Raw genomic sequence first — 12,093 nt, forward strand, 5'->3', positions numbered from 1 at the left:
GTTGTTTTCAGTTGTCACAAATGCTCCTTGGGGATGCGCTGCACCGCATCCTGTTTCTCCCTGCGGGCAGCGTCACGCGAGCCGCACTCTCACTGCGGGCACGACGCCACTGCACAGGCACTTCGAAAAAGTCTCATCGGCGAGAATGCGGACACCGGCGCTTCCGGCTCGTTGCCAAGTATTGACGACGCCGAGGAAGGGGATCGACGCATTTCGCGCATCGGCGGACATGCAGAACCGCCATATACCAGTATGGCACACGTTCGCCGATGCCGATGACGGCCGGCTGATATCGGCTCAGCTCAGCCATTCCTCCAGAATGTCGGCGAGACGGATCAGATCGGATTCGGGCACCTGCTCGTCATGCTTGTGAGCGAGCAGCGCGTCTCCCGCACCCATGTTCACCGCGGGGATGCCGAGCTGCGAGAACCGGGCCACGTCGGTCCAGCCGAGCTTGGCCAGCGGATCGCGGCCGGTGCGCTCCTTGGCGAGCGCGGCCAGCGACCGGGCCAGCGGCGTGTCCATGCCGGGGCGGGCCGCGGGTGATTCGTCCTTCATCTCGATGCCGTAGCCGTCGAACACGCCTCCCGTGGCCACATGCTCGCCGTTGCCGAGTTCGGCGCCGGCGTCCACGCCGATCATCAGGGCCTTGGCCTCGGCCAGTGTCTTGTCGGGTGCGAACCGGTAGTTCACGTGCACGCGGCATTCGTCCGGGATCACGTTGGTGCCCTTGCCGCCGGAGATCAGCGTGGCGTTGAGGCCTTCGCGGTAGTCGAGACCTTCGACGGTGATGGTCTGCGGCTCGTAGGCGTTGAGTCGGTTGAGCACGTCGGCGGCCTTGTGGATGGCGTTCTCGCCCATCCACGCGCGGGCGGAGTGCGCGGCGACGCCGTGGCAGATCACGTCGAAGCGGATCGTGCCGTTGCAGCCGCCTTCGATGCCGCAGCTGGTGGGCTCGCCGATGATCGCGAAATCGCCCTGGATCCAGTCGGGGTGGGCCTCGACCACCTTGCGCAGGCCGTTGAGCGGCGCGGCCACTTCCTCGTGGTCGTAGAACACGTAGGTCAGGTCGAATTTCGGTTCGGTCAGCGTGGCGGCCAGATACAGCATCACCGCGTCGGACGGCTTCATGTCGGTGGCGCCGCGGCCCCACAGCACCCGTTCGCCGGGGTGGACCTCGGCCACGTCGGCGCGGATCAGCGGATCGCCAGGCTCGAGCCACTTGGGCGGGAAGTTGTCGATCACCGGCACGGTGTCGATGTGGCCGGCGAGGATCACCCGTCGGTCACGGCCCAGATCGGTGGAGGCCACCACGGTGTCGCCATGGCGACGGACGGTCAGGTGCCCCAGATTCCTCAGATACGTTTCGATCGCATCGGCGAGCGGACCTTCGTCATCGCTGACCGAATACTCGTTCATGATCTGCCACAGCAGCGCGTTCAAGGCCTCGACGCGGGTGGCGTTTCGATCAAACCCAATTTCAACAGTCATGGTGCTCATCGTATCGCCGGCCCGGTACCCGCCATATTCCGGACCCGGCACCCCGCCCCGATATTCAAGCGGCCCGGCCCGATACCCGACGCGGCCTTACCGTTGCGCCACACCGAATGCCCGCATTACACCAGATGCCAGGTCGTGCGGTGGTAGGGGGTGACGCCCAGTTCGGCGAGCGCCTTGCGGTGCGCGGCCGAACCGTATCCCTTGTTGCTGGACCAGCCGTAGGCCTCCCATTCGGGATGCACGGCGGCAAGCCCTTCGATGAGGTGGTCGCGCAGGACCTTGGAGATCACCGCGGCGGTGGCCACGGTGGCGCAGTGGCGGTCCCCCTTGACCTTGGTGGTCATGGCGATCGGTTCGAGCAGCTCCGGTGCGTCGAAGGAGTTCACCACGGGGGTGATGTAGTCGTTCGGACCGTCGAGGATGCCGGCCACGCGCAGTTCCCGGCGAGGCAGGATCGGATCGTCCGGCACCACGCCCAGCGTCAGCTCCCGTTCCTCGCCGCCCAACGCGGCGATGGTGCCGTGCCAGTCGGGGGCGATGCCCCGCTTGCCGAGCGCCCGCGCCTCGTCCATGCCGATGCCCAGCGGGGTGTGCGCTCCGGTGGTGAGCAGGGTTTCGATCTCGTTGATCGCCCGCACCGACGCCACACCCAACGCGTAGGTGATGCCCCACTCGTCGATTTCGGGGGCGCTGGCCGAGCCGACCGCCCATGCCGCCGTCCAGTTCTGGAGAGGTTTCAGCAGCGATTCGCGTCGCACCTCGGTGAGCATTTTGGAGTCGGCGACGCCGGAGGGCACGTCCCATTCGTCGAGATCGCGCACCAGAAGGGCCGCGGCCCCCACCATCACCGGGCCGGCGAGCGATCCGCGACCCACTTCGTCGAAGCCGATGATCAGGGTGTGGCCCTTGCCGGCCAGCTTGCGCTCCATGTCCAGCGTGGGGGCCACGCGGGGTACCACCGTCGCCATCACTTCACCCCCGAAACGCCGCCGACCTGATCGAAGACGCCGTCGGGCCGGGAGAGGTTCGACCAGTGGCTGATCGGCCAGTACACGGCCAGCGCCACGGCCTGCACGTCGCTGACCGGCACCAATCCGTTTTCGCCGTCGTCCTGATGGACCCGGGAGTCGGCGGAATTGGCGCGGTTGTCGCCCATGACGAACAGGTGGCCTTCGCTGACCGTCACCTCGAACGGGTAGTCGCTGGGGTTCACACCCTCACGGATGAATCCGGAGTCGTCGATCGCCTTGCCGTTCACCGTCACCGGCGCGCCCGGCCCGGTGCATTTCACGGTATCCCCCGGCAGGCCGATCACCCGCTTGATCAGGTATTGGGTGCGGCCGCTGCCGTCGTCGCGGCCCAGCCAGTTCGCCGGATCCTTGAACACCACGATGTCGCCGCGGTGCAGTTCGAAGAATTTCGGGGCCAGTCGGCTGGCCACCACGCGATCGCCGATCTGCAATGTGTTGAGCATCGACCCCGAAGGGATCTCATACACGCCGATGACGAACAGGCGCAGGAACAGGACGATCAGCAGCGGGACGCCCGCCCAGACCAGCAGATCCTTCAGGGTCAGGCGATCGTCGTCGCGTCTGCCGCCGTCATGCTTGCCGCCATCGTGGCTGCCGTCACTCATGCACTCCCCCTGCCTAGGTCGTTCGTCCTGCTCGTCTTGCCGCACGGTCTGTTTGACACACGGTCTGTTTGACACACGGTCTGTGCGGACCGCCGACGTCCCCGGTCCCGCGGACCGTCAACGTACACCGACTATACCCGCCGCATACGGCAATGGGTGCCGGATGGCCGTGCGAGGCGTATCGGTCGGCCCAACGATACGTGCCGGACGGTACCCCGGATACGACACGGATACGATCCGGGCAAACCTCGGGGACCCTCCGGACGCCCCGGATACGACAAAGGCCCGGAACCCCATAGGGCCCGGGCCTTATCAGAACCTGAGATCGAAGGATCAGGCAGCCTTCTGGCTGTTGTCGCGACGCTCGACGATACGAGCGGCCTTGCCGCGCAGGTTGCGCAGGTAGTACAGCTTGGCGCGACGCACCTTGCCCTTGCGGACCAGCTCGATGGAGTCGATCACCGGGGAGTGCACCGGGAAGCGACGCTCCACGCCCACGCCGAAGCTGATCTTGCGCACCACGAAGGTCTCGCGCAGACCGGCACCCTGGCGGGCGATCACCACGCCCTGGAACGCCTGGATACGGGAGTTGTTGCCTTCCTTGATGTTCACGTTCACCTTGACGGTGTCACCGGGACGGAACGCCGGGATCTCCTCGGCGGCCTTCAGGTGCTTGGCGTCAAAAGCTTCGATTGCATTAACCATAATGCATGTCCTCCGTTGCCGCCGCATATCAGCGCTAGATAGGGGAAACCACATGACCGCCATTCGCGGTTCGTCCGGTTTCCGAAACGGTATCCCCTCCGGTTTGCCATCGGGGAGCGTGCCGATCCGGTCGCTTGCGGACCTGGACCTGATGAAACCCGGTTCTATGCGGCAAATCGGATTTCGGCACAACTCTTCAAGTATACACGAGGGCTGGAGCATCCGCCTCCGCGAGCCGGGTCCACGCTAGCCGGGTCCACGCTAGCCGGGTTCACGCGGGCCGCGTCCCCTGCCCCCCCCCCCCCGAACCGCACGCGCACACGGTCCGAAACGCACACGCCCCGAAAACGCAAAAAGACCTCCACGACGCGCACGCCGCGAAGGTCTTTCGCGATCCCCCAATGAGAGAAGAAACAGAACACGGGGGAAGAATGTGAGCCGTCCGCGAGCCATGCGGCGCGGACGGCGCCCGATCAGCCGAAACGACCGGAGATGTAACGCTCCGTGTCCTTCTCGTGCGGGTTCTCGAAGATGACCTTGGTCTCGTTCATCTCGACGAGGTGACCGGGCTGGCCGATCTCCTTCAGGTTGAAGAAGGCGGTGTAGTCGGACACACGAGCAGCCTGCTGCATGTTGTGGGTCACGATCACGATGGTGTAGTCCTTCTTCAGCTCGTTGATCAGATCCTCGACGGCCAGCGTCGAGATCGGGTCAAGGGCGGAGCAAGGCTCGTCCATGAGCAGCACCTGCGGGTGCACGGCCACGGCGCGGGCGATGCACAGACGCTGCTGCTGGCCACCGGAAAGGCCGATGCCGGGGTTGTCCAGACGATCCTTGACCTCGTCCCACAGGTTGGCGCCGCGCAGAGCCCACTCGACGAGCTCGTCGGCGTCCTGCTTGGCGACGGAACGGTTGTTCAGCTTCATGCCGGCCAGCACGTTCTCGCGGATCGACATCGTGGGGAACGGGTTCGGGCGCTGGAACACCATGCCGACGTCACGACGGACGGCGACCGGGTCCACGTCGGGACCGTACAGGTTCTTGCCTTCGAGCAGCACCTCGCCCTTGACGTGGGCGCCGGGGATGATCTCGTGCATACGATCGAGGGTGCGCAGCACGGTGGACTTGCCGCAGCCGGAGGGGCCGATGAAGGCGGTGACCTTGTTCGGCTCGATCTTCATGTTGACGTCCTCAACGGCCAGGAAGTCGCCGTAGTAGACGTTCAGATGGTTGACATCAATTCGTTGTCCCATTGTTCTTTCCTTAATTGATACCGTTTGGGGCGATTACTTCTGCGTGCCTTCGATCGAGAACACCTTGGCCACGATGCGGCCGATGATGTTCAGCACGAGCACGATGAGGATCAGCACCAGCGCGGCGGCCCATGCACGTTCCATACGGATGCCGGGCAGGCACGGCGGGTTGAGCTTCAGCGCGGCGGCGGAGCAGGTGGCCAGACCCTGCGAGTACTCGTTGTACACGTACACCGGCAGGGTGGTCATACGACCGGAGAAGAGGTTGAAGTTCGTGTTGGCGATGAAGCCCGAAGCGATGAGCAGCGGGGCGGTCTCGCCGATCACTCGGGCGATGGCCAGAATGATACCGGAGACGATGCCCGGCAGGGCGGTGCGCAGCACGATCTTAGTGATCGTACGCTGCTTGGTCACGCCCAGCGCGTAGGAGCATTCACGCAGATCGTTCGGCACGATCTTCAGCATTTCCTCACTCGTCTTCACCACGGTCGGGATCATCAGCAGCGACAGGGCGACCGAACCGACGAAGCCGTTGACGGTGCCCGGGCCGACGATGATGTTGAACAGCGAGAAGGCGAACAGACCGGCGACGATGGAAGGAATACCGCTCATCACGTCGACCAGCAGGGAGATCGTGCTGGACAGCGCGCCCTTCTGGGCGTACTCGACGAGGTACACGGCGCACATCAGACCGATCGGGATGGAGATGACCATGGCGCCCAGCGTGATCTCCACGGTGCCGATGATGGCGTGGAAAATACCGCCGTACGGGTACATACCACCGATCACGTTGACCATGTTGTGGCTCAGGAAGTAGCCGTCGAGGCGCTTGTAACCCTCGGCGAGGCAGGTCCACAGCACGGAGACCAGCGGGATCAGGGCGATGAGGAACGCGATGTAGATGAGCACTCGCATCGCGAGATCCTTGTACTTACGCGCCTGATTGTAGGAACGGCTCGGAGCGAACTTGTCGAAGTCGGGCTGCGGACCGCGATTGAATTCGGGGGTGGTGGCTGCGGAGGACATCAGGCTTCCTTCCTATCCGTAATCTTACGCGCGGCGTAGTTCACGATGAAGGTGATGACGAACAGCACCAGACCGGTGGCGATCAGGGTGCTCACGCCCAGATCGTTGGCTTCCGGGAACTGCGCGGCAATGTTGGCTGCAATGGTCTGGTTCTGGGAGGCCTGCAGCAGCTTGAAGGAGTACAGCATGCCAGGGGACAGGATCATCAGGACGGCCATCGTCTCACCAAGTGCACGACCGAGGCCGAGCATCGAGGCGGAGATCACGCCGGACTTGCCGAACGGGATGACGGCCAGCTTGATCATTTCCCACTTGGTGGCGCCGAGCGCCAGCGCGGCCTCCTGCTGGAGGGCCGGGGTCTGCAGGAAGATGTCACGCGACACCGAGGTGATGATCGGCAGGATCATCACGGCGAGCACCACGGCCACGGTGGCGACCGTACGCGGCGGGTTCGAGGCCGGGCCGGCGAACAGCGGGATCCAGCCGAGATACTTGGCGAACCAGTTCCACACGCCGAAGATGTGCGGCACGAGGATCAGACCGCCCCACAGACCGTAGATCACGGAGGGAATGGCGGCCAGAAGGTCGATCACGGCGGACAGCACAGCCGAGAGCTTCGGGGAGGCGTAGTGCGAGATGAACAGGGCAATACCCACCGCGACGAAGAACGCGATGATCAGGGCCAGCGCGGACACCAGGATGGTGCCGAACACCAGCGGACCGACGTACTGCCAGAAGTTGTGGGCGGCACCGCCGGAGAAGTTCTCGATGGTCGCCTTGTTGGCGGCCTGATCACCGGTGATGAGCGGCAGTGCCCTGACGAGCAGGAAGACGAACACGGCCGCGAGTGCGACAAGAATCAGAATGCCGCAGGCGTAGGCCACGCCCTTGAAGACTTTGTCGGCCGTCTTGCCGTCCTTGACGGGAGCATCGGATACCGACGTTGCTTGGGAAGCCAACCTCATTCTCCTTAATAGTGTTCTGGAACAACGAGAAAACGCCCCTCGCACTTCATGAGCGACATCACCGTCGCGATTGCCGCGGATTGAAGCGCGAGGGACGTAGTCCCGGAGTGGTTACTTGGTCTGGATGGCGTCGATGGACTTCTGGACCTGAGCGCGCAGGGTGTCGGACATCGGAGCGGAGCCGGCGGTCTCAGCGGCGGTCTGCTGGCCTTCCTGGGAGACCACGTAGCTCAGCCACTGCTTGGCGAACTCAGCCTTGTTGGCGTCCTTGTAGGCCGGGCAGGCGATGTCGTAGGAGACGAGCACGACCGGGTAGGCACCGTCCTCGGTGGTCTTGTGGTCGAGCTTGATGACCACGCGGTTCTCGCCCTTGGCGGACTCATCCTTCGGGGAGGCGTCCACGACCTTGGCGGCAGCCTCAGCCGAGTACGGCACGTACTTCTCGCCGACCTTCACGGCCACGGTGCCGAGGTCACCAGCCTGGGAGGCGTCGGCGTAGCCGATGGTGCCCTCAGCCTGGTTGACGGTGGAGATCACACCAGAGGTGCCCTTGCCGCCCTGACCGACGTTGTTCGGCCAGTTCTCGCCGACCTCGTACTTCCAGTTGGCGTCGCCGGCGGCGTCCTTGATGTAGCTCAGGAAGTTCTTGGTGGTGCCGGACTTATCGGAACGGTGGACCACGGTGATGTCGGTGGCCGGAAGCTTGGCGTCCGGGTTCTGCTCGGTGATGGCCTTGTCGTTCCACTTGGTGATCTTGCCGTCGAAGATCTTGGCCAGCGTGGCGGCGTCAAGGTTGATGTGCTTGTCGGTGCCGTTGAGGCCGGCCGACTTCAGGTTGTAGACGATGGCGATCGGGGAGATGTAGACCGGCACATCGAAGGCGGTCTTGCCTTCGCACACGGTCTTGGACTGCTCGACCTGATCGGCCTCCAGCGGGGCGTCGGAACCGGCCCACACGGTGGCACCGGTAAGGAAGGTGCTCACGCCGGCGCCGGAGCCGGACGGATCGTAGGCGATCTTGGCGTTGGGCTGCTTCTGGCCGAAGCCGGCAACCCAGGCGTCCACGGCGCTCTTCTGGGAGGAGGCGCCGGCGCCGGAGAACTCACCGGACAGCTGGGTCTCGGAGGCGGAGCTGCTGGAAGAAGAAGAACCGTTGCTGGAAGACGTGGCGTTGTCGCCGCAGGCGGCCAGACCGGCCAGCATGGCGAGGCCGGAAACCACAGCCAGAGACCGAACCACAAGATTGTTTCGCATTATCTTTTTCCCTCTTTTTCTGTCAACGGTCCGATCACATCCGAACCGTCACGCGCCGCCTTCAGGTAATCATGACGGGCACGCTTTTTTCATGACAATTCAAGGTTATGGGCGATCGGACGGCCCGGAGGCCGAAAAAGGTAAACAGATGATGAACTTGTGATAATGAAGCGATACCGATCTACATGATCTACACCCGGCCGATCGTGCGATCCGGATATGAACAAGCCCCTCCGATGGTCTCGGAGGGGCTGTGCCGATTGGGATCGGACGGGATCATCACCGTCGGCCGACCGACGTCGCTACACGATCTACACGATTGCGGCCGATCGGCGTCGGATGCGAAAACGTTATCTCACCGGACGGCAAACCGACGCAACATCGTCGGTCAGAATAATCGGGCCGGTCAGGACAATCGGATCGGTCAGAATAATCGGATCGGTCAGGCGACGGGCTCGTCGATCTTGTAGCCGAGACCGCGCACCGTGGTGATGTAATGCGGATGGGCGGGATCCTCCTCGATCTTGGAGCGCACACGCTTGATGTGGACGTCAAGGGTCTTGGTGTCGCCGACGTAATCGGATCCCCACACCCGGTCGATGAGCTGATGACGGGTGAGCACACGGCCCTTGTTCTGCATCAGATATTCGAGCAGCTCGAACTCCTTGAGCGGGAAGAACACGTTCTCGCCGTGCACGGTGACGGCATGCTGCCCCACCAGCATGCGGATCGGCCCGCAGACCAGCGGTACGTCGTCGGATCCCGATTCGGAGACCTCCATGCTTCCCTGATTGCGGCGCAGCACGGCACGCACGCGGGCCAGCAGCTCGCGGAACGAATACGGCTTGGTCACATAGTCGTCGGCACCGATCTCCAATCCGACCACCTTATCGATTTCCGAGCTTTTCGCGGTGAGCATGATGATCGGCACACGGCTCTGCTCACGGATCCGGCGGCACAGCGAGGTGCCGTCAAGACCGGGGAGCATGAGATCAAGCAGCACCAAATCCACACCGCCCTTGGTGAACAGCTCCAGACCCTCCTCGCCGGTGGCCGCGGCGATCACATCGTATCCTTCGTGGGTGAACTGATAGATCAGCGGCTCACGGTACGATTCCTCGTCTTCTACGATCAGAATGCGAGTCATTGAGATGACTCTCCTTTGCTTTTTCAGGACGACGTTCCAGGCTGCAACCGAAAACGTCCTTACGGTGAACAAATATATAACGTCCCGCGCCGGATTCGCTCACCATCCGTTCCGGCGGACCCTGTCGGGGACCGAACGGGAACGGATTCCCCGATCCGATCCGCCCTGGACGGCTCCTGTGCGCGGACCCTGCGTACGGACCCTGCGCGCGGCGGTTCCGCGACTCCTATGCGCGCGGCAGTTCGATGGTGAACGTGGAGCCCTCGTTCGGCCGGGACCATACGGAAATGGTGCCGCCGGCCTCCTGCACGATGTGCTTGGTGATCGACAGGCCCAGACCGGTGCCGCCCGTGGCGCGGGACCGGGCCGGATCCACCCGGTAGAACCGTTCGAAGATACGGCTCTGCGCCTCGGCCGGAATGCCGATGCCCTGATCCACCACCCGGATCTGCACGCTGCCGTTCGTGCGCTTGACGCTCACGCCCACATGCGTGCCCTCGGGAGAGTAGTGGATCGCGTTCTCCACCAGATTCTTCACCGCGGTCTTGAGATTCTCCGCATCGGCCCTCACCACGATCGCGTCCTCGTCATTCACGTCGACCTGACGTCCCGGCGTCGCCCCGGAATGATCGTGACCGTCATCGTCCGCCCCCTCCGCTCCTGCCACCACGCCCACGGTGTCGTCGCCGAAGAACATGCGGATCTCAATGTGCTTCGCCGAAGCCTGCACCTCGTTCTCGGACACCGCCTCCCGCACGATCTGCGGCACGCACACCGGCTCGTTCGACTGCGCCGCGGCCACGTCGTCGTCCTGCACCTTCTGCAGTTCGATCAGCTTCTGCACCAGCTCGGTGAGCCTCGCCGACTCCTTGGAGATCCTCCCGGAGAAATACTTCACGGCATCAGGGTCGCCCGCCGCATCGCTGATGGTCTCGGCAAGCAGCGAAATCGCGCCGGCCGGGGTCTTGAGCTCATGCGACACATTGGTCACGAAATCACGACGCATGCTCTCGAAATGACGGCGATCGCTCACATCCTCGATCATGATCACATACAGTTCGTTGCGCCCGCCCTTGTCGGCGATCCCGTCGCCGGCCGGCACGCCGCCGTTGCGGATGGAGGCGAGATGACCGATGCGCACCTGCAGATACCGTTCGGTCTGTTCGGTGATCCGGCCCGACGGCGCGGACGCGGTCACGGTCACTTCGCGATCCCGGACCTGATCATCGCCGACCACCTGGGTGAGCATGTCACGGATCTCGCTCGAAGAGACATGGCCGTCGCTGACCAGATCAAGCCGCTTCGCATCGGCACTTACGTAGCGCACATTGCCCAGACCGTCAGTGAGGATGATCGCGCTGCGCAGCACGTCCAGCAGCGCCCGTGACGCCTCGTCAGGACGCACTCCCCTGCCGAACACCGATTCTGGCTGGTTGGCCTGCGCTTCGAGATCGCGACGGGCCTGTTCGACGGCACCCATATGCTTGCCGCTGCGATACGCCATGCTGATGGCCATCGCCGCAACGAGGATGATCGCCACGATGATCACGCCGATCAACGCCGTGTAGGTCATAGTCCTTCAGTCCTCCCCATTTTCCGCGGAACTACGTAACAACCTACCTGAGGAAGACCGAAAACCCGCCGCCCCAACCTGAACACTGAGTGAACAACCACGCCGTTGCATTCCTTAGCGCATTCCCTAGCAGAGGAGGGACGACTGGGCATGTGTTCCTACTGGGGGTCGGGGCGGCATGCGGCTCCCGACACACCCGGGGCCGTTCGGGACGGCTGACGGGGTTCCTGTTGAAGATCGGGGCGGCATGCGGCTCCCGACACACTCATGGCCGTTCGGCCCCGCTCCGGCGTGTGATGGCGGAGCCTATCACACGCCTCCGCTGCCTACGGTCGGGAACCGCATGCCGCCCCTCCGCACCCGCCCCGCTCCCGACCGTCGTCACGGCGTGACGGGCCGACGACAAAACAAAGCACGCCCCGCGGGGCCTTCCCCCTCCGGGGGAAGGTGGCCGTCGAAGACGGCCGGATGAGGGGCACCGGGAACCATACGCCCCCGGAAACACGAAGACCCCTGACGGAACCAATCCGTCAGGGGTCTCAAAGGAATAAAGCGGCGGTGTGCTACTCTCCCACACCCTATCGAGTGCAGTACCATCGCCGTGCCAGGCCTTAGCTTCCGGGTTCGGAATGGGACCGGGCGTCTCACCTGGGCCATGACCGCCGCAAATCTTCGATTAACACACCCGGGACAATCCCGGGCGGGACAGTGGCCGGCAGGGAACCGGACAGCGGACGCGAACAACAAAGCCGTTGACGTTCTGATCGCAGTGTCGGATCGAAAATGCTCCGTGTTGAACGGCAACCCACCGGACCGGCAAACCGGACCGCAACCCAAAAGGGTTGGTTGTGTGATTGCCCTTCCCCCGTTAGTACCGGTCAGCTCCACCCCTCGCAGGGCTTCCACATCCGGCCTATCCACCACGTGTTCTCCATGGGGGGTACACACGCCCCGAAGGGCGTGAAGGAATCCTTATCTTGGAGAAGGCTTCCCGCTTAGATGCTTTCAGCGGTTATCCCATCCGAACGTAGCCA

The 12,093-nt window shown here is 63.7% G+C and carries 10 protein-coding genes and 2 rRNA genes; all 12 read right to left on the reverse strand.

The window, feature by feature from the left end; genetic code table 11:
• Positions 1 to 297 precede the first annotated feature (297 nt).
• Positions 298 to 1,491: a succinyl-diaminopimelate desuccinylase gene (dapE, locus tag CSQ87_RS09440; protein ID WP_100513639.1), complete on the reverse strand. Its 1,194-nt coding sequence runs from the start codon at positions 1,489 to 1,491 to the stop codon at positions 298 to 300.
• 125 nt (positions 1,492 to 1,616) lie between these two features.
• The gene (locus tag CSQ87_RS09445) at positions 1,617 to 2,468 is read right to left on the reverse strand and encodes a ribonuclease HII (protein WP_100513628.1); all 852 of its coding nucleotides are present in this window, start codon (positions 2,466 to 2,468) and stop codon (positions 1,617 to 1,619) included.
• A complete protein-coding gene (lepB, locus tag CSQ87_RS09450; RefSeq protein WP_100513629.1) occupies positions 2,468 to 3,136 on the reverse strand; it encodes a signal peptidase I in 669 nt (222 codons plus the stop codon). The genes CSQ87_RS09445 and lepB overlap by 1 nt, the downstream gene beginning before the upstream one ends.
• A 333-nt stretch (positions 3,137 to 3,469) precedes the next feature.
• Entirely contained in the window at positions 3,470 to 3,841 is a 372-nt protein-coding gene (rplS, locus tag CSQ87_RS09455) for a 50S ribosomal protein L19 (protein ID WP_100513630.1), read from the reverse strand.
• Positions 3,842 to 4,314: 473 nt separating this feature from the next.
• Positions 4,315 to 5,094 carry a phosphate ABC transporter ATP-binding protein PstB gene (gene pstB, locus CSQ87_RS09460; RefSeq protein ID WP_100513631.1) on the reverse strand — a complete coding sequence of 260 codons (780 nt, stop codon included), beginning with the start codon at positions 5,092 to 5,094 and terminating at the stop codon, positions 4,315 to 4,317.
• Positions 5,095 to 5,127: 33 nt separating this feature from the next.
• Complete coding sequence (gene pstA, locus CSQ87_RS09465; RefSeq protein WP_420868085.1) at positions 5,128 to 6,123, reverse strand: phosphate ABC transporter permease PstA; 996 nt, start codon at positions 6,121 to 6,123, stop codon at positions 5,128 to 5,130.
• The gene (gene pstC / locus CSQ87_RS09470; protein ID WP_240541941.1) at positions 6,120 to 7,079 is read right to left on the reverse strand and encodes a phosphate ABC transporter permease subunit PstC; all 960 of its coding nucleotides are present in this window, start codon (positions 7,077 to 7,079) and stop codon (positions 6,120 to 6,122) included. The genes pstA and pstC overlap by 4 nt, the downstream gene beginning before the upstream one ends.
• Before the next feature lie 117 nt (positions 7,080 to 7,196).
• The gene (locus CSQ87_RS09475) at positions 7,197 to 8,339 is read right to left on the reverse strand and encodes a phosphate ABC transporter substrate-binding protein PstS (protein WP_100513634.1); all 1,143 of its coding nucleotides are present in this window, start codon (positions 8,337 to 8,339) and stop codon (positions 7,197 to 7,199) included.
• A gap of 442 nt (positions 8,340 to 8,781) precedes the next feature.
• Positions 8,782 to 9,486, reverse strand: a complete 705-nt coding sequence (locus CSQ87_RS09480; RefSeq protein WP_100513635.1) for a response regulator transcription factor — start codon at positions 9,484 to 9,486, stop codon at positions 8,782 to 8,784.
• 226 nt (positions 9,487 to 9,712) lie between these two features.
• Complete coding sequence (locus CSQ87_RS09485; protein ID WP_100513636.1) at positions 9,713 to 11,059, reverse strand: sensor histidine kinase; 1,347 nt, start codon at positions 11,057 to 11,059, stop codon at positions 9,713 to 9,715.
• Between the two features lie 550 nt (positions 11,060 to 11,609).
• Positions 11,610 to 11,726 (reverse strand): 5S ribosomal RNA (rrf, locus tag CSQ87_RS09490).
• 180 nt (positions 11,727 to 11,906) lie between these two features.
• Positions 11,907 to 12,093: ribosomal RNA gene (locus CSQ87_RS09495) — 23S ribosomal RNA — on the reverse strand; the annotation flags it as partial.

Source organism: Bifidobacterium simiarum (assembly GCF_002802905.1).
In the GTDB taxonomy this organism is placed as follows: Bacteria; Actinomycetota; Actinomycetes; order Actinomycetales; family Bifidobacteriaceae; genus Galliscardovia; species Galliscardovia simiarum.